Source organism: Glycomyces rhizosphaerae, from assembly GCF_042647865.1.
Lineage (GTDB): Bacteria > Actinomycetota > Actinomycetes > Mycobacteriales > Micromonosporaceae > Glycomyces > Glycomyces rhizosphaerae.
Window position 1 is genome coordinate 36,280 of record NZ_JBHRWO010000004.1, and the last position, 16,972, is coordinate 53,251.

A 16,972-nucleotide genomic window follows, 5' to 3' on the forward strand; every position below is an offset into this window, starting at 1 on the left:
ACAGTAACGCGCGACAGTGAAGCGCTTCATATCAATCTCACAAGGGGGTGTGCTCGTGGCCGCAGCAGCGGACGGCGAGATGTACGACGTCATCACGATGGGCCGGGTGGGCGTCGACATCTACCCGCAGCAGATCGGCGTCGGCCTCGAGGACGTCGAGTCCTTCGGGAAGTTCCTGGGCGGCAGCCCCACGAACGTCGCCGTCGCGGCGGCCAGGTACGGGCGCCGCGCAGCGGTGATCACCAAGACCGGCGCCGACCCCTTCGGCCGCTTCGTCCGCAAGGCCCTCCGCGGCTACCGCGTCGATGACCGGTTCGTCGCCACCTCCGCCGACCTGCCGACCCCCGTGACGTTCTGCGAGATCTTCCCGCCGGACGACTTCCCGCTCTACTTCTACCGGTTGCCGAAGGCCCCTGACCTCGACATCGCCCCCGACGAACTCGACTTCGACGCCATCCGCGCCGCGAAGGTCTTCTGGGTCACGGTCACCGGCCTGTGCCAGGAGCCGTCCCGCTCGGCGACTCTCGCCGCGCTCGAAGCCAGGGGCAAGAACGGGATCACCGTGCTCGACCTCGACTACCGGCCGATGTTCTGGGACTCGCCCCAGACCGCCCGCGACTGGGTGAAACTGGCGTTGCCGCACGTCACCGTCGCGGTGGGCAACCGCGAGGAGTGCGAGGTCGCCATCGGCACCCACGACAGACCCGCTGAGGCCGCCCAAGCGCTGCGCGCCGCGGGCGTCTCGCTCGCCGTCGTCAAGCAGGGCCCGAAGGGCGGGCTGGCCCTCGACGACAGCGGCCAGGTGGAAGTGCCGCCGGCACCGGTGAAGGTCGTCAACGGCCTGGGTGCGGGCGACGCCTTCGGCGGCGCGCTCGTCCACGGTCTGCTCGCCGACTGGGACACCGAGCGCATCATGCGCTTCGCCAACGCCGCCGGCGCCCATGTCGCCGGCGAACTCGCCTGTTCCGACGCCATGCCGACCGAAGCCGAAGTGGAGCGCAAGTTGACGGAGGCTGCGAATGCGAACTGAACAGCGCGCCGTTCTGGCCCGGGCCCGGTTGGAGAACCCGGCCGCCATCCGCGAGGCCGCCGACGCCCGCAAGCGCGCCGCGAGTCCCGTCGGACCGTCCGGCAAGTGCTTCGTCATCGCCGCCGACCACCCGGCGCGCGGCGCCCTCGGCACCGGCGGCGACCCGATGGCCATGGCCGACCGGGGGGACCTGCTCGACCGCCTGCAGATCGCGCTGAAGAACCCCGGCTGCAACGGGGTGCTCGGCACCGCCGACATCCTCGAAGACCTACTGCTTCTCGGGGCCCTTGACGGCAAGGTCGTGTTCGGTTCGATGAACCGCGGCGGCCTCGCCGGGGCCGCGTTCGAGATCGACGACCGGTTCACCGGGATGAGCGCCGACGCCATCGCCCGCATGGGCTTCGACGGCGGCAAGACGCTCACCCGCATCGACTACGACGACGACCGGACCGCGTCCACCCTCGAGACGACGGCGCAGGCGATCGACGCGCTCGCCGACCGCGGCTTGATCGCGATGATCGAGCCCTTCATCTCCCGCCGCGAAGGCGGGAAGGTCGTGAACGACTTGACGACGGAAGGGGTCGTCAAGTCGGTCGCGATCGCCTCCGGCCTCGGCTCCACCTCGGCCTACACCTGGCTGAAGGTCCCGACCGCCCCCGACATGGAGCGCGTCGCGGCCGCCGCGACACTGCCGATGGTCATCCTCGGCGGCGAGATCACCGACCTTGACGCGCAACGCAAGAGCTGGGGCGCATCCCTCGCATTGCCCAATGTGGTCGGCTTGACGGTCGGCCGCTCCCTGCTCTACCCCGCCGACGGCGACGTCGCCGGGGCCGTCGACGCGGTGGTGAGCCTCCTGTGAGCACCTATTACCTGCCCGCACGATCCACCGCGGACGGCCGGTACGACACGGTCGTCACGCCCGAGTCCGCCGGCTGGGGCTACTCCGGGCTCAAAGTGCTCGAGCTGAGCCCTTCGGGCACAGCGACCTTCGCGACCGGCGACGCCGAAACCCTCGTCCTGCCGCTCTCCGGCAGCTGCACCGTCACCTGCGACGGCGAGCGGTTCGAAGTCCAGGGCCGCCGGAACGTCTTCAGCCGCGTGACCGACTTCGTCTACGTCCCAAGGGATGCCGAAGTCACCGTCACCAGCGCGAGCGGCGGCCGGTTCGCCCTGCCCTCCGCCAAGTGCGGGCGGCGACTTCCCGCCCGCTACGGCCCGGCCGAGAACGTCCCGGTCGAGCTGCGCGGTTCGGGCCAGGCCTCGCGCCAGGTCAACAACTTCTGCACGCCCGAGACCTTCGAGGCGGACAAGCTCATCGCCTGCGAGGTCATCACCCCGGGCGGCAACTGGTCCTCCTTCCCGCCGCACAAGCACGACGAGGCGGGCGAGCACGAGGCCGAGCTCGAGGAGATCTACTACTTCGAGGTCGCCGACGGTCCGCACGGTCCCGGTTTCGCCTGGCAGCGCGTCTACGGCACCCCCGAGCGCCCGATCGAGGTCAGCGAAGAGGTTCGCAGCGGCGACGTGGTCGTCATCCCGCACGGCTGGCACGGCCCGAGCGCCGCAGCCCCCGGCTACGACCTCTACTACCTCAACGTGATGGCCGGTCCCGGAGCGGACCGCGCCTGGCTCATCAGCGACGACCCGGCCCACGGCTGGGTCCGGTCGACCTGGGCCCCTGAGGATCTCGATCCTCGCCTGCCGCTGTCCTCTGCTGTGGAGAAGGAGGGCGACGATGCCCGCTGAGACCGTACGACTCACGACCTCCCAAGCGCTGGTCCGCTTCCTCGCGGCGCAGTACTCGGAGCGGGACGGCACTGAACAGCGCCTGATCCCGGGCGTGTGGGGGATCTTCGGGCACGGGAACGTGGCCGGGCTCGGACAGGCGCTCCTCCAAGCCGCCCAAACCGGCGAGGCCGACCTGCCTTACTACCTGGCGCGGAACGAGCAAGCCATGGTCCACGCTTCGGCCGCGTTCGCGAAAATGCGCGACCGCCTCCAGACGTTCGCGTGCACGGCCTCGACCGGCCCGGGTTCGACCAACATGATCACCGGCGCGGCCCTCGCCACCACGAACCGGCTCCCCGTGCTGCTCTTGCCCTCCGACATGTTCGCCTCCCGGGTCCCCGACCCGGTGCTGCAGCAGCTCGAGGACACCCGCGCCGGGGACGTGACCGTGAACGACGCGTTCCGGCCCGTCTCCAAGTACTTCGACAGGGTGAGCCGCCCGGAGCAATTGATCCCGGCCGCCTTGGCGGCCATGCGGGTGCTCACCGACCCGGTCGAGACCGGCGCGGTCACCCTCTGCCTGCCGCAAGACGTCCAAGCCGAGGCCTTCGACTGGCCGGTCGAGTTCTTCCGCAAGCGCACCTGGCGCATCGGCCGACCAGTACCGGAGCCGGACGCAGTCGATCGCGTCGCCGCGCTCCTGCGAAACGCGGAGCGGCCCTTGATCGTCGCGGGCGGCGGCGTGGTCTACAGCGGCGCGATGGCCGAACTGCGGGCCTTCGCCGAAGCCACCGGCATCCCGGTTGCGGACACGCACGCGGGGAAGGGTGCGGTCCCGTGGGACCACCCGTGCGCGGTCGGCGGTCTCGGCTCCACCGGCACCGCCGCCGCGAACATGCTTGCGGCCGAAGCGGACGTGGTGCTCGGCATCGGCACCCGCTACTCCGACTTCACGACCGCCTCGCACACCGTGTTCGGCGACCCGGACGTCACCTTCGCGAACCTCAACGTCGCCCGCCTGGACGCCGCGAAGCACTCGGCCGAAATGCTCCTGGCCGACGCCAAGACCGGACTGACCGCGCTGGCCGAAGCGTTGCAAGGCTGGAGCGTCGACGGCGAATACCGGGCCGAGGCCCTGCGGCTCGCCGACCTGTGGCGCACGACGACCGACCAGTGCTTCGACCTGGGCCACGGCCCGCTGCCCGCGCAGACCGAGATCCTCGGCGCCCTCAACGAGGCGCTCGACGACTCGGACGTGGTCATCAACGCGGCCGGATCGATGCCCGGCGACCTCCAGATGCTCTGGCGCGCACGCGATCCCAAGGCCTACAACGTCGAATACGCCTACTCGTGCATGGGCTACGAGATCGCCGCCGGCGTCGGCACGAAGATGGCCGCACCCGACCGCGAGGTCGTGGTCCTGGTCGGCGACGGCTCGTACCTCATGCTCTCCTCCGAGATCGCGACCATGATCTCCGAAGGCCTGAAAGTCATCATCGTGGTCGTCCAGAACCACGGTTTCGCCTCGATCGGAGCGCTCTCCGAATCCCTCGGCTCCCAGCGCTTCGGCACGAAATACCGCTACCGGGACGACGAGTCCGGCCTCCTCGACGGCGAAGTGCTCCCGGTCGACCTGGCCGCGAACGCCGCCAGCTTCGGGGCCGAGGTCATCACCGCCGACAACCTCGCGGACTTCCGCCAGGCGATCGCCAAGGCCAAGGCCAACACCAGGACCACGGTCGTCCACGTCGAGACCGACCTGACCGGCCCGAACCCGCCCGGCTCCGCGTGGTGGGACGTGCCCGTCAGCGAAGTGTCCGAACTCGACTCCACCCGCGCGGCCCGCGCTACCTACGCCGACCACAAGCGCGAGCAGCGCCACTACCTCTAAGGGGACCACCGAATGACCATCATCGAGCACTGGATCGACGGCAAGTCGACCGCCGGGGAATCGGACCGCCTCGCGCCCGTCTGGAACCCCGCGACCGGGCAGGAGCAGGCGCAGGTCCGCCTCGCCTCGCAGGCCGATGTGGACGCCGCCGTGCGATCGGCCAAGGCCGCGTTCGCCACCTGGGGGCAGCAGTCGCTGTCCAACCGCTCCCGCGTGATGTTCCGCCTCCGCGACCTCGTGGAGCGCCACGAACTCGAACTCGCCAAGATCATCGCCGCCGAGCACGGCAAGGTCATCGACGACGCGCGCGGCGAGATCGTGCGCGGCCGCGAGGTCATCGAGTTCGCCTGCGGCATCACCTCCGCGCTCAAGGGCGGCTTCTCGAACGACATCTCGCGCGGCGTCGACTCCTACGACTTCCGCCAGCCCATCGGCGTCTGCGCCGGCATCACACCGTTCAACTTCCCGATCATGGTCCCGATGTGGATGCACCCCATCGCGATCGCCACCGGCAACACCTTCGTCCTCAAGCCGAGCGAACGCGACCCCTCGGCCAGCCTGTTCATCGCGCAGCTCTACGCCGACGCCGGGCTCCCCGACGGCGTGTTCAACGTCGTCAACGGCGACAAGACCGCCGTCGACGCCCTGCTCGACCACGAGGACGTCGCCGCGATCTCCTTCGTCGGCTCGACCCCGATCGCCAAGTACATCCACGAGCGCGCCCAGCAGAGCGGCAAGCGCGTCCAGGCCCTCGGCGGCGCGAAGAACCACGCCGTCGTCATGCCCGACGCCAACATGGACTGGGCCGCGAACCAGCTCACCGCCGCCGCCTTCGGCTCCGCCGGACAGCGATGCATGGCCATCTCCGTCGCGGTCGCCGTGGGCGACGCCGCCGACGAACTCGTCGGCCTCCTCAAAGAGAAGGCCGAAGCGGTCGTCGTCGGCGCCGGGGACGACCCCGAGGCCGAGATGGGCCCGGTCGTCACCCAGGCCTCCTGCGACCGCGTCAAGGGCTACATCGAATCCGGTGTGGCCCAAGGCGCCGAGCCCGTGGTCGACGGCCGCGGCCTCCGCATCGAAGGCCACCTCGACGGCTTCTTCGTCGGCCCCACCGTCCTCGACCGCGTCACGCCCGACATGGACGTCTACAAGGACGAGGTCTTCGGGCCCCTGCTCGCCGTCGTCCGCGCCGAGACCCTCGAAGCGGCGATCGACCTCATCAACGCCAACCCGTACGGCAACGGCACCGCCGTCTTCACCTTCGACGGCGGCGCGGTCCGCACCTTCGAACGCGAGGTCAACGTCGGCATGGTCGGCGTGAACGTGCCGATCCCGGTGCCGACCGCGCACTACTCGTTCGGCGGCTGGAAGGACTCCCTGTTCGGCTCCAGCCACATCCACGGCCACGAAGGCGTGCGCTTCTACACCCGCGCGAAGGTCGTGACCTCGCGCTGGCCCAAGCACACCGAGTCGCAGGCCGCCCAGCTCAACTTCCCGACCTCCAGCTAAGCACCGCAAAGGAGACCGTCAATGACGACGAAGACGCAAGCGCTGAACCTCCGGCTCGGCTCCGCCCCCGACTCGTGGGGCGTGTGGTTCCCGAAGGACGACCGCCAGCTCCCGTACCAGCAGTTCCTCGACGAGCTCGCCGGCGCCGGCTACGAATGGCTCGAGCTCGGGCCCTACGGCTACCTCCCGACCGACCCCGACGTGCTCGCCGAGGAGGTCGGCAAGCGCGGCTTGAAGGTCTCGGGCGGCACCGTCTTCGGCAACCTGCACACGCCCGCGAAGTTCGAGGAGACCGTCGCGACGGTCGCCAAGGTCGCGAAGCTGACCGCCTCCCAGGGCGCGAAGCACGTCGTGTTCATCCCGCCGCTGTTCCGCGACGAGAAGACCGACGCGATCAACGACGTCACCGAGTGGGACGCCGAGCAGTGGAAGACCGTTCACGCCGCGGCGAACCGCATCGGCAAGCAGATGTTCGAGGAGTACGGCGTCACGATCGCGCTGCACCCGCACGCGGACTGCCAGATCATGACGCAGCCGCAGATCGAGACGTTCCTCGACGGCACCGGCGCCGACTATGTGTCGCTGTGCCTCGACACCGGTCACGTCGCCTACGGCGGCGGGGACAATGTGGACCTCATCCGCCGCTACAGCGAGCGGATCGGCTACGTGCACATCAAGCAGATGGACCCCGAGATCCTGCGCCAGGTGCGCGAGGAGAGCCTCGGATTCGGGGAGGCCGTCAAGCGCGGCGTCTGCGTGGAACCGCCCGCCGGGGTGCCGAACCCGGCCGACATCGTGACCGAACTGTCCAAACTCGACGCCGAGCTCTTCGTGATCGTCGAGCAGGACCTGTACCCGTGCGAACCCGACGTCCCCTTCCCGATCGCGGTCCGCACGCGCAAGTACCTGGGCGGTTGCGGCCTCGGCGCCGGCCGCCAGCAGTCCTGAAGCACGCCAAGCAACTAGAATAGTGAGGACAGAACACCATGAGCATCGGCATCGGTCTGATCGGCACGGGCTGGATCGGCGAGCAGCACGTGCACCGGCTGGCGGACGTCGTCTCCGGCGCGCGGGTCGTCGCGGTCTCGGACATCGACCCCGAGTCCGCGGGCAAGGTCGCGGCCTCGGTGGGCGCCCGGGTCGTGGACTCGGCCGAGCGGCTGATCAGGGACCCGGAGGTCGAGGCGGTGGTCGTGACCTCTTGGGGTCCGGCCCACGCCGAGCAGGTGCTCGCCTGCATCGCCGCGGGCAAGCCGGTGTTCTGCGAGAAGCCGCTCATCACCGAGATCGCCGACGGCCAGCGGATTCTCAAGGCCGAGCAGGCCGCCGGGCGGCGCCTGGTGCAGGTCGGGTTCATGCGCCGCTACGACGCCGGGTACCGGCAGATGAAGCGTGTCTTGGATTCCGGTGCGATCGGCGAGCCGCTGATGGCGCATTGCGTGCACCGCAACCCGAACGTACGCGAGGCCTACACGACCGAGATGGCCGCGAAGGACACCGCCGTGCACGAGGTGGACACGCTGCGGTGGCTGCTGGGAGAGGAGTTCACCTCGGTGCAGACGATCCTGCCGCGCAAGACCTCGAAGCGTTTCGCGCATCTGCAGGACCCGCAGATCTTCCTGTTCGAGACCGCTTCTGGTGCGCGCGTTGACGTCGAGGCATTCGTGAACTGCCAGTACGGCTACGACATCCAGTGCGAGATCGTGGGCGAGGAGGGCGCGGTGCGGCTGCCGGACCCGGCCGGGCCTTCGGTCCGCAAGGCGGGCAGGGCGAGTGTCGAGGTGCTGCAGGAGTTCGGCGACCGCTTCGCCGACGCGTTCGACGTCGAGTTGCAGGAGTGGGTCGACCGTCTGCTCGCGGGCCAGGAGCCGACCGGCCCGTCCTCGTGGGACGGGTACGCGGCCACGGTCGTGGTCGACGCGGCCGTGCGCTCGCTCCACTCTGGAGAGATCGTGCCGATCGACCTGCCTGCGCGCCCTGAGTTCTACGCCTAGAAGCGAAACCGATCGATGAGGATCGCACTCGACCTGACCCCGTTCCGGCGCAAACGGGGGGGAGGGCGGGGGCGGATTCGATCCGCTTCCGCCCTCGGCTTGAGCATTGATCATGTTTACGTTAACATCGACTCCTCTCTATTCCTCACAATCTAGAGACGAGTACACAAATGACTACAACTCCCGGCAGGTCACTGCATATAGGACCAATTACCCGCGGGCGCGCCGTCATCGCGCTCGCCCTCGCCGCCGCGCTGCTCGCGTTCGGCCTCGTCGCGGCCGCGAACCCCCCGGCACTGGCCGCCGAAGACCCGGCCGAGGATGCGGCCGCCCAGCAGGCCGAACTCGCCAACCCCATCCGCGAGAACGGCGCCGACCCCTGGATCGAGTACTGGGACGGCAAGTACTACATGTCGACCACGACCTGGGACTCCACGGTCATCATGCGCAGCGCCACCACCCTCGCCGGCCTCCAGACCGCCAGCGACACCGTCGTCTGGGACGACGCGAACACCCCCAACCGCTGCTGCTCCCACTGGGCGCCGGAGTTTCACCGGATCGACGGCACCTGGTACCTCATGTACACCTCCGGCAACTCCCAGACCAACCTCGACGGCCAGCGCCTCCACGTCCTCCGCTCCACCGGCGACACCCCGATGGGCCCGTACGAGTTCATGGGCACCCCGCTGCCGAACCAGTGGAACATCGACGGCACCTACCTCGAAACCGACGGCGGCCTCTACCTGATGTGGTCCGAATGGGTCGGCGCCGACCAGTCGATCCGGATCGCGGCGATGTCGAACCCGTGGACCGTGACCGGAACGCACGCGACCATCTCCAGGCCCAGCGCCGCATGGGAGACCGCGGGCGCGAGGGTGAACGAGGCCCCCGCGGTGCTCGAGCACGACGGCCGCACGTTCGTCACGTTCTCGGCCTCCTCGTGCAACACCCCGGACTACAAGCTCGGGCTCCTGGAGCTCACCGGCGCCGACCCGCTGTCGACCGCGGCGTGGACGAAGACCCCCGAGCCCGTGTTCCAAGCCGCCAACGGCGTCTACGGCCCGGGCCACAACGGGTTCTTCACCTCGCCCGACGGCACCGAGCACTGGCTGGTCTACCACGGCAACACCTCGTCCAGCCAGGGCTGCGGGAACACCCGCCAGACCCGGGTGCAGGAGTTCACGTTCAACGAGGACGGCACCCCGGACTTCGGCTCCCCGATCGCCAACGGCGAGCCCTTCCCGGCCCCTTCGGGGGAGTGACCAGATGCCGGCGGCTGGTCCGGCCGCCCGGTATTTGCTAAGGTCGCGCTAGTCAGGGCCCCGGCCGACAGGCCGGGGCCTTTTCCATGTCCGTCCCGTAGCCCAAGGTTTTGCAAGTCGATGCAGCAGTACGCGATGTTGATATCGCCCTCCACCAACCGCGTGTACGCGCGCACGGCCGCCCGCATGGCGGCCAACGAGATCCGGGTCTTCAGCGCCCTCGCACTCGACGGTGTGATCGAGGACGTCGAGGAGACCGTCATCGGCGGCGTCCCCTACCTCGCGTTCCGCTCCGATTCGCTGAGCGCCCGCGACCTGCGGCTGCTCGCGAACCTCTCCTCCCTGTACGCGCTGTTCAAAGTGCGCGGCGACCTGCTGGAGCCGATCGCGGTCGAGCGGCTCGACCGCTACGAGGACGACCTGGTCACGATCCTCAAGTACGTCGGCAAGACGAACGAGCAGTTCACGAAGCTGCTGCTCAACGTCACGGCCGCCGTCGCGCTCACGCCCGACCGCATCCTCGGCGGCGGCGTCAAGGTCCTCGACCCGATGTGCGGGCGCGGCACCACGCTCAACCAGGCGGCGATGTACGGCTGGGACGGCTACGGCGTCGAGGTCGACAAACGCGATTTCGAGGCGTACGGAGCGTTCGTACAGCGCTGGCTGAAGGACAAGCGGCTCAAGCACACTGCGGTGACCAGCCGCGTGAAGCGCGAAGGCCGCGGCGTCGGCCAGCGCACCCGGGTCGAGTTCGCGGCCACGAAGGAGCGGTACCGCGCGGGAGACCTGCAGGTCCTGGAGATCGTGAACGCGGACACGCAGCGCAGCGGCGAGGTCTTCCGGAAGGGCGCGTTCGATCTGATCGTGACCGATGCGCCCTACGGCGTGCAGCATGCGGCGGTGAAGGACACGCGCGCCCTGACGCGGAAGCCGACCGAGGTGCTGGAAGCGGCGATCCCGGTCTGGACCGACCTGCTGCGCCCCGGCGGCGCGATCGGCCTGTCCTGGAACCTGTACACGACGAGCCGCGCCGAACTCGTTGCGATCCTTGAGGATGCGGGCCTGGAGGTCCAGGACGCGGAGCCGTTCCTGGACTTCGAGCACCGGGTCGACCAGGCCATCAACCGCGACCTGATCGTGGCCCGCAAACCCAGGTAGCGACGGCGGGACCGTGCCAGATCGTGTCCGGGCCCTTGGCGGCGGGCCGGAGGCCGGTCACGATTGGCCGATGCCGTTCTTCTGGAGGATGCGACCGGGCCGGGAGCGGACCCCGTTCACGTTGGGCCGCTTTGTATTGCAATTGTGGCGATTCGGGGTGCTCGAAGCGCGCGCCTGCGTGTTCGCCGTGGCGATCTTCCTGGGTCTGGCGGCTTCACAGGCAGTGCCGCTGCCGCTGGAGCGCGGCGACGCGCTGTTCGTTTATGGGACGGGCATGACCTTGTTCTTCCTGTTGTTCAGTTCCGACACCGGGAAGGAGCTGCTGTTCGTCACCGGCTTCCATGTGCTCGGCCTCGGGTTCGAGCTGGTGAAGGTGGCGATCGGGTCGTGGTCGTACCCGGACCTCGGGATGCTCGCCATCGGCGGAGTCCCGCTGTACAGCGGGTTCATGTACGCGGCCGTGGGGAGTTTCGTGTGCCGGTCGTGGCGGCTGCTGCGGCTGAGGATCGAGGGCTACCGCCTGTGGGCGACCACGGGCGTGAGCCTGTTGATCTACCTCAATTTCCTGTCCAGCGGCTGGCTCTTCGACATCCGGCTGGCGCTCACGGTGCTGCTGCTGTTCATCACGCTGGGGACCTGGGTCCATTTCACGGTCGGCGACGCGCAGTACCGGATGCCATTGGCGTTGTCGTTCACGCTGATCGCCGTGTTCCTGTGGATCGCGGAGAACATCGGGACGTATTTCGGCGCCTGGGTGTACCCGCATCAGGCGGACGGCTGGGAGCTGGTCCACCTCTCCAAGCTCTGGGCTTGGGCGCTGCTGGTGACGGTGTGCTTCACGCCGGTGGCGTTCTGGAAGCTCTGGGGCCGTGCGGGTCCCGGTGACATGGACGCCGCGGACCGGCTGGAGGCGTGAGCTCCGCCGGGACCTGGGGAGCCCGGCGGCGCGGAGTGCGTTCGCCTAGCGGCGTTCGCGGGCCACGACGAGGTCGAGGCCGCTGTCCTCGGCCACGTCCTCCCATTCGAGGAACTTGAAGTTGGTGCTGGACTCGTCGGTGCCTTCGGGCGTGTTGTCGCCGTCTTGGACGACGAGCAGGCCGCCGTCGAAATCGGGGAGACTCACGTTGACGACGTCGGCGCCGTCGCTGTGCTGGGTCGAGTCGACGTCGCCGTCCGCGATGCCGAACGAGCCGAGGTAGTCGTTGTCGCCCTCGATCTCATACACCGCGTACGTGTCGTCGCCCTGGCTGGAGGCCAGGAGGTAGCCGTTGCCGCCGCCGGTGTAGTAGATGGTGAGACCTTCGATGTCGGTGCGGAGCACGTCCCCGCCGAAGCCGGGGTTCTCGCCGTACTCGCACTCCTCGGTCTCGGCGTCGTAAGCGCCGGGCAGGCCGAATTCGACTGCGGTGTCGACGAGTTCGGGCTCGCCGGTGAGGTTCGCGTCGACCTTCCAGATGCCGACCAGTTCCTGGCCGAGGTAGGCCGTGCCGGTGTTCTCGTCGACGACCATGCCTTCGACCTGCGCGTACTCGCCGGGGTCGTCGCAGGTGGTCCAGGTGGAGCCGTCGGGCATCGCGAATTCGGCGGGGAGCGCGAGGGTGCGGACGGTCTCCCAGCCGACCGTGTCGCCGTTCGCGACGAGCTTCAGGAGCGCCACTTCGGTCTCGGAGTTGCGGCTGACGAGGGCGTAGGCTCCGGTCGCGTCCTGCCAGGTGGTCAGGCCGTACGCGGTGTGCTCGCCGTTGACCTCTTCCTGGGACGCGCTGAAGATCCAGCCCGCGTCGGGGTCGGTGACCTCGTGGAGCTCGCCGTCTTCGATGGCGAAGATGCCGAGGTTGTCCATGCCCCGGTCGGAGGCGACCGCGAGGTCGACGTCGTCGCCGTCGAGTTCGAAGCCGTGGATCAGGGACACGTTGTTGTAGCGGCCGGGCGCGTCGTCCTCGCCGGGGGCGGGCTTGGGGGCGATGTGCTGGACTTCGCGGCCTTCGAGGTCGTAGACGTAGAGGCCCGCTTCTTTCGCGGTGGTGATGACCAGGCTGTCCTCGGGGTCGTCTTCGTCCACCCAGATCGCGGGGTCGTCGGCGTCCGCGTCGTCGTCGGCCCAGAGTGCGGGGGTCTCGAGCTCGGCGGTCACTTCGTCATCGGACCGGTGGTGGGCCTGTCCGGCGGCCGCGCCGACGAGCACGGCGGCCGTGCCGAAGGCGGTGAGGGTGAAGAGTCGGGAAAGCAAGGAGTCTCCTCGAATCGGGTTTGAGTTGTCGATTCGATGGTCGGCCTACCCGATGAATCCCCAGTGAACTCCGATCGACCCGCCAAGCGAATTTCCAAGTCCCGCCGGGCGGTTACCGTTGTGCGATGGAGACCTCGCACGAGCCGCCCGGATACCAGTGCCCGTTCTGCAATCTCCTTGCGGGACAAAGCGACGGTGTCGCCGCCGTGGAGGATGTCGTGCGCCGCACCGAGCACGCCGCGGCGTTCGTCTCGCCGCGCTGGTGGCCGAACAACGCCGGACACGTGCTCGTCGTGCCGACCGAGCACCACGAGAACCTGTACTCGATCCCCGCCGACTCCTATGGGGCCGTCAGCGACCTGGTGCGCGAGGTCGCCGTCGCCATCCGCGAGACGTACGGCTGCGACGGCGTCTCGACCCGCCAGCACAACGAGCCCGCCGGTGATCAGGACGTCTGGCACCTGCATGTCCACGTCTTCCCGCGCTACGGCGGCGACGACCTCTACCAGTCGCGGCCGCTGCCCGGTTGGGCAGCGTTCGCGGAGCGCCAGGTCTACGCCGAGCGACTACGGGCGTACTTCGCGTCCTGACGCGGGTCCTGCTCAGAGCCGAGCGAAATGCCCAGCCCCGGCAGGCGGATATCTTTGGCGCATGCCGATCACGCACGCGCCGCCCGGATATCGATGCCCGATGTGCGTTCTCCTTGCAGGCCATAGCACCGAGATCGACGCGGTGGAGGACATCGTGCGGCGCACCGACGACGCGGCGGCGTTCGTCGCCTCGCAGTGGTGGCCGAACAATCCCGGCCACGTGATGGTCGTTCCGACCGAGCACCACGAGAACCTGTACTCGATCCCCGCCGACGCCTATGGGGCCGTCAGCGACCTGGTGCGCGAGGTCGCCGTCGCTATCCGCGAGACGTACCGCTGCGACGGCGTCTCCACCCGCCAGCACAACGAGCCCGCCGGCTACCAGGACCTGTGGCACCTGCACGTCCACGTCTTCCCCCGCTACGAGGGCGACCAGCTGTACTACACGCGTCCCGAGCCCGGCTTCGCAGGCCTCGCGGAGCGCCAGGTCTACGCCGAGCGTTTGCGGGCGTACTTCACGCCCTGATGCGGGTCCGCCACAGGAGCCAGATGAAGTAGGGCGTGCCGATGAGCGCGCATACGAGTCCGGCCGGGATCTGCGCGGGCGCGATCACGCTGCGGCCCAGGGTGTCCGCGAGGCTCACCAGGAGTACGCCCAACAGAACCGAGACAGGCAGGACCCGGGTGTTGCGACTGCCGACCAGGGCTCGTGCGAGGTGGGGTGCGACGAGGCCGACGAAGCCGATCACGCCGACGACCGCCACGGCCGCGGCGGTGAGGACCGCCGCCGCGCCGAGGAGGATCAGGCGGGTGCGTTCGAGCCGGACGCCGAGGACGCGCGGCGTGTCGTCGTCGAGGGTCAGGAGGTCGATCTCCTTGCGGTACATCACGACCACCGGCACGACGAGCACCAGCGCCGCCGCGAGCGGGATGAGCCGTTCGGCCGTGCGCCCGTAGGTGGAGCCCGAAAGCCAGGTCATCGCCTTCGGCGTGTCCCACGGGTCCGAGGCCAGGATGATCAGCGTGATCACGGCCATGCCGATGGACCAGACGCCGATGCCCACGAGGACGAGCCGCCCGGTGTCGAGCCCGCCGCGCCAAGCGAGGGCGTACACGATGCCGAAGGCCGCCAGGCCTCCTGCGGCCGCCACGCCGGTCACGGCCCAGGGTCCGGCGGTCGGGGCCCAGGTGATGAGGGTGACCGCGCCGATGCCGGCGCCGGCGGTGACGCCGAGGAGCCCCGGTTCGGCGAGCGGGTTGCGGCACACGCCCTGCGTCACGGTGCCCGCGCAGGCGAGTGCCGCTCCGGCGAGGATCGCCGCGAGCACGCGCGGGTAGCGCTGGTCGATGATCCACGTGTACGTCGAGCCGGTCTTCCCGGCGAGCCAGTTGACGAGGTCGCCGCCGAGGAGCATCGTGTCTCCGGCGAGCATGCCGCCGACCAGGGCCGCGACGGCGGCCGCCGACAGCCCGACGACGATGAGCGCGAACGCGATCCGCCCGCGGTTCGCCGCGCCGTGCAGGATCGCGGGCTTGTCCTGCGAGCCGGCGGAGCGCACGGTGCGGGCGAGCCACACCATGACGCCCGCGCCCAGCAGGGTCGTGGTGACGCCCACGGGAATGTAGATGCTCTTCTCGTCGTCCACGAACGCGCGCAAGGCGAGGTCGGCGCCGATGATGATGATCGCGCCGCACAGGGCGCTGAAGGGGATGAGCACGCGGTGGGCCATGAGCCCGGGGAGGCGCTGCGCGATCTGGCGGGCCGCGACGGGCGCGGCCAGGCCCACGAAGCCGATCGGTCCGGCCACGGCGACCGCGCACGCGGCCAACATGAGCGAGCAGACCACGGCGAGCGTGCGGGTGCGCCGCACGTGGACGCCGAGGCTCGCGGCGGTGTCGTCGCCGAGCCGCAGCAGGTCCAGGCGCGGCCCCAGGAGCAGGGCCCCGACGACGGCCAGGACAACGAGCGGCGCGGACTGCACGACCGGGTCGAACCCCGAAAGGCTGAGACTGCCTGAGCCCCAAGCGAACAGGCCGGTCGTCGACTCGTCGAACAAGAGGAGCAGGCACGACACGAGCGAGTTCGCCGCCATCGCGGTCGCCGACCCGGCCAGGATGAGCCGGGTGGTGGCCGACCCGCCGCCGCCCGCGGCGAGCGCGAGCACCAGGCCCGCGGTCGCCACGGCGCCGACGAACGCGACGCCGATGCCCGAGAGCAGCGGCAGGCTGATCCCGAACGCCGCCACCACGGTCACGGCCAGGTAGGCCCCGGCATTGACGGCCAGGGTGTCCGGGCTCGCGAGCGGGTTGCGCGCCACCGACTGCAGCAGCACGCCCGAGGCGCCGAGGGCGAGGCCCACGAGCACCGCGGCGGCCAGGCGCGGCAGCCGCGCGCCTTCGAGCACGTTCCAGACCCCCGGGTCGGCGGTCCCGGCGACCAGCTTCAGCACGTCCAAAGTGTCTACTTCGGAGGTGCCTTGGGTCAGGTGGAGCGCCGCCAGCACGGCCAGGGTCCCCAGGGTGATGGTGAATACCGCCGCGGTGGGAAGCAGCCGCGGAGGGGCCGGGGCCGCCGTCCGCGCCGGCGGGCTCAGGGTGCTCAACTGCCGTAGACCTCGGCGAGGAAGTCGAGCAGCAGCTCGGAGGAGCGGGGGCCGCCGAAGGTCCAGGCGCCCTTGGGCAGTTCGTACATGGTCCCGTCCTCGACGAACTTGAGGTCGTCGTAGATCGGGTTGCCGACGAGCTCTTCGTTGAAGATGTTGTCGTTGAACGAGTTGTTGTAGACGAGGTTCAGCTCGGTGTCGGTGTACGCGGCCAGGCCTTCGACGTCGGTCGCGCCGCCGCCCCAGACCCCGTCGGTCTCACCGGTCCAGGCGTTGGTGAGGCCCACTTCCTTGGCGAGAGCGCCGAACAGGGAGCCTTCGCCGAAGGGCCGGATGGAGATCGAGGAGCCGTCGATCCAGCCGTCCACGATGAACACCGGGACGTCGGACTTGCCGCCCGCCTCGATCGCGGCCTTGGTGTCGGCGACCTTGGTCTCGAAGTCGGCCCAGAGCGCGTCGGCCTCGGTGTTCTTGCCGGTGAGGTCGGCGATCATGTCGACGTCGCGTTTCATGCGCGCGATGTTGTCCTCTTCGTTGGAGCCCTCGGTGACCAGCACCGGCACGAACTCCTCGAGGGGCTCGATGATGGCCTCGTTGTCGTTCTCGAGGATCACCAGGTCCGGGTTGAGCCCGGCGATGGAGTCGATCGACGCCTCGGAGCGCATGCCCACATCGGTGACGGTGTCGTCGACACGTTGTAGCCCTCGATGTCGGCCACGCCGACGGGCATCACGCCGAGGCTGATGCTGATCTCGACCTCGGACCATTCGAGGATGACGACGCGCTCGGCGGGCTTGTCGAGCTCCACCGTGCGACCCAGGAAGTCGACAGTGGACACCGGGCCGGAGGCGACGTCGGCGGCTTCGTCACCACCGCCCTCTTCGGTCGTGCCGCAAGCGGATACGGCGAGAAGTGCGGCGGCGAGGGCCGCGGGCACGGCGGATCGCTTGAGGTGGGGGAGTCGCATCGGGTTC

At 69.4% G+C, this 16,972-nt stretch carries 16 protein-coding genes; 12 read left to right on the plus strand and 4 right to left on the minus strand.

Annotated features, from left to right (window positions below):
* The first annotated feature begins 79 nt into the window (after positions 1 to 79).
* The 10 genes from iolC to ACFO8M_RS00955 all read left to right on the plus strand — a co-directional run bounded on the left by iolC (position 80) and on the right by ACFO8M_RS00955 (position 11,491).
* Positions 80 to 1,030 carry a 5-dehydro-2-deoxygluconokinase gene (iolC, locus tag ACFO8M_RS00910; protein ID WP_387971138.1) on the plus strand — a complete coding sequence of 317 codons (951 nt, stop codon included), beginning with the start codon at positions 80 to 82 and terminating at the stop codon, positions 1,028 to 1,030.
* Positions 1,020 to 1,892 carry a Cgl0159 family (beta/alpha)8-fold protein gene (locus ACFO8M_RS00915; RefSeq protein ID WP_387969233.1) on the plus strand — a complete coding sequence of 291 codons (873 nt, stop codon included), beginning with the start codon at positions 1,020 to 1,022 and terminating at the stop codon, positions 1,890 to 1,892. Before iolC ends, ACFO8M_RS00915 begins: the two co-directional genes overlap by 11 nt.
* Positions 1,889 to 2,779: a 5-deoxy-glucuronate isomerase gene (iolB, locus tag ACFO8M_RS00920; protein ID WP_387969236.1), complete on the plus strand. Its 891-nt coding sequence runs from the start codon at positions 1,889 to 1,891 to the stop codon at positions 2,777 to 2,779. The genes ACFO8M_RS00915 and iolB overlap by 4 nt, the downstream gene beginning before the upstream one ends.
* A complete protein-coding gene (iolD, locus tag ACFO8M_RS00925; protein ID WP_387969239.1) occupies positions 2,769 to 4,652 on the plus strand; it encodes a 3D-(3,5/4)-trihydroxycyclohexane-1,2-dione acylhydrolase (decyclizing) in 1,884 nt (627 codons plus the stop codon). The genes iolB and iolD overlap by 11 nt, the downstream gene beginning before the upstream one ends.
* Positions 4,653 to 4,664: 12 nt before the next feature.
* The gene (locus ACFO8M_RS00930; RefSeq protein WP_387969242.1) at positions 4,665 to 6,161 is read left to right on the plus strand and encodes a CoA-acylating methylmalonate-semialdehyde dehydrogenase; all 1,497 of its coding nucleotides are present in this window, start codon (positions 4,665 to 4,667) and stop codon (positions 6,159 to 6,161) included.
* Between the two features lie 21 nt (positions 6,162 to 6,182).
* Positions 6,183 to 7,109, plus strand: coding sequence for a TIM barrel protein (locus ACFO8M_RS00935; RefSeq protein WP_387969245.1), 927 nt, complete (start codon positions 6,183 to 6,185; stop codon positions 7,107 to 7,109).
* 38 nt (positions 7,110 to 7,147) lie between these two features.
* Positions 7,148 to 8,155 (plus strand): Gfo/Idh/MocA family protein, encoded by a 1,008-nt coding sequence (locus ACFO8M_RS00940; RefSeq protein ID WP_387969248.1) that lies wholly within the window; start codon positions 7,148 to 7,150, stop codon positions 8,153 to 8,155.
* Positions 8,156 to 8,325: 170 nt separating this feature from the next.
* Positions 8,326 to 9,417, plus strand: a complete 1,092-nt coding sequence (locus ACFO8M_RS00945; protein WP_387969251.1) for a glycoside hydrolase family 43 protein — start codon at positions 8,326 to 8,328, stop codon at positions 9,415 to 9,417.
* 120 nt (positions 9,418 to 9,537) lie between these two features.
* Positions 9,538 to 10,575 (plus strand): TRM11 family SAM-dependent methyltransferase, encoded by a 1,038-nt coding sequence (locus tag ACFO8M_RS00950; RefSeq protein ID WP_387969254.1) that lies wholly within the window; start codon positions 9,538 to 9,540, stop codon positions 10,573 to 10,575.
* A gap of 70 nt (positions 10,576 to 10,645) precedes the next feature.
* A complete protein-coding gene (locus tag ACFO8M_RS00955; protein ID WP_387969257.1) occupies positions 10,646 to 11,491 on the plus strand; it encodes a DUF817 family protein in 846 nt (281 codons plus the stop codon).
* A gap of 45 nt (positions 11,492 to 11,536) precedes the next feature.
* Here the strand turns inward: ACFO8M_RS00955 and ACFO8M_RS00960 are convergent, their stop codons facing one another.
* The gene (locus ACFO8M_RS00960; RefSeq protein WP_387969260.1) at positions 11,537 to 12,805 is read right to left on the minus strand and encodes a phytase; all 1,269 of its coding nucleotides are present in this window, start codon (positions 12,803 to 12,805) and stop codon (positions 11,537 to 11,539) included.
* Positions 12,806 to 12,930: 125 nt separating this feature from the next.
* Here ACFO8M_RS00960 and ACFO8M_RS00965 point away from each other — a divergent pair, with 125 nt between their 5' ends.
* Together ACFO8M_RS00965 and ACFO8M_RS00970 are read left to right on the plus strand one after the other, a co-directional pair.
* Entirely contained in the window at positions 12,931 to 13,395 is a 465-nt protein-coding gene (locus ACFO8M_RS00965) for an HIT family protein (RefSeq protein ID WP_387969263.1), read from the plus strand.
* Positions 13,396 to 13,495: 100 nt separating this feature from the next.
* On the plus strand, positions 13,496 to 13,921 hold the full coding sequence (locus tag ACFO8M_RS00970; RefSeq protein ID WP_387969266.1) for an HIT family protein: 426 nt from the start codon (positions 13,496 to 13,498) through the stop codon (positions 13,919 to 13,921).
* Here ACFO8M_RS00970 and ACFO8M_RS00975 read toward each other — a convergent pair.
* From ACFO8M_RS00975 to ACFO8M_RS00985, 3 genes are read right to left on the minus strand one after another with little or no spacing between them, the layout of a single operon-like run.
* Positions 13,911 to 15,998, minus strand: a complete 2,088-nt coding sequence (locus ACFO8M_RS00975) for an iron ABC transporter permease (RefSeq protein ID WP_387969269.1) — start codon at positions 15,996 to 15,998, stop codon at positions 13,911 to 13,913. The two genes, ACFO8M_RS00970 and ACFO8M_RS00975, sit on opposite strands and share 11 nt — an antisense overlap.
* Positions 15,995 to 16,663, minus strand: coding sequence for an ABC transporter substrate-binding protein (locus ACFO8M_RS00980; protein ID WP_387969272.1), 669 nt, complete (start codon positions 16,661 to 16,663; stop codon positions 15,995 to 15,997). The genes ACFO8M_RS00975 and ACFO8M_RS00980 overlap by 4 nt, the downstream gene beginning before the upstream one ends.
* Complete coding sequence (locus tag ACFO8M_RS00985) at positions 16,609 to 16,965, minus strand: hypothetical protein (protein WP_387969275.1); 357 nt, start codon at positions 16,963 to 16,965, stop codon at positions 16,609 to 16,611. Before ACFO8M_RS00985 ends, ACFO8M_RS00980 begins: the two co-directional genes overlap by 55 nt.
* Positions 16,966 to 16,972: the final 7 nt, after the last annotated feature.

Coding starts and splice junctions, on each gene's coding strand:
- iolC (WP_387971138.1), top strand. CDS start 80: ATGTACGACGTCATCACGATGGGCCGGGTGGGCGTCGACATCTACCCG.
- ACFO8M_RS00915 (WP_387969233.1), top strand. CDS start 1,020: ATGCGAACTGAACAGCGCGCCGTTCTGGCCCGGGCCCGGTTGGAGAAC.
- iolD (WP_387969239.1), top strand. CDS start 2,769: ATGCCCGCTGAGACCGTACGACTCACGACCTCCCAAGCGCTGGTCCGC.
- ACFO8M_RS00930 (WP_387969242.1), top strand. CDS start 4,665: ATGACCATCATCGAGCACTGGATCGACGGCAAGTCGACCGCCGGGGAA.
- ACFO8M_RS00935 (WP_387969245.1), top strand. CDS start 6,183: ATGACGACGAAGACGCAAGCGCTGAACCTCCGGCTCGGCTCCGCCCCC.
- ACFO8M_RS00940 (WP_387969248.1), top strand. CDS start 7,148: ATGAGCATCGGCATCGGTCTGATCGGCACGGGCTGGATCGGCGAGCAG.
- ACFO8M_RS00945 (WP_387969251.1), top strand. CDS start 8,326: ATGACTACAACTCCCGGCAGGTCACTGCATATAGGACCAATTACCCGC.
- ACFO8M_RS00950 (WP_387969254.1), top strand. CDS start 9,538: ATGCAGCAGTACGCGATGTTGATATCGCCCTCCACCAACCGCGTGTAC.
- ACFO8M_RS00955 (WP_387969257.1), top strand. CDS start 10,646: ATGCCGTTCTTCTGGAGGATGCGACCGGGCCGGGAGCGGACCCCGTTC.
- ACFO8M_RS00965 (WP_387969263.1), top strand. CDS start 12,931: ATGGAGACCTCGCACGAGCCGCCCGGATACCAGTGCCCGTTCTGCAAT.
- ACFO8M_RS00970 (WP_387969266.1), top strand. CDS start 13,496: ATGTGCGTTCTCCTTGCAGGCCATAGCACCGAGATCGACGCGGTGGAG.
- ACFO8M_RS00980 (WP_387969272.1), bottom strand. CDS start 16,663: ATGCGCTCCGAGGCGTCGATCGACTCCATCGCCGGGCTCAACCCGGAC.
- ACFO8M_RS00985 (WP_387969275.1), bottom strand. CDS start 16,965: ATGCGACTCCCCCACCTCAAGCGATCCGCCGTGCCCGCGGCCCTCGCC.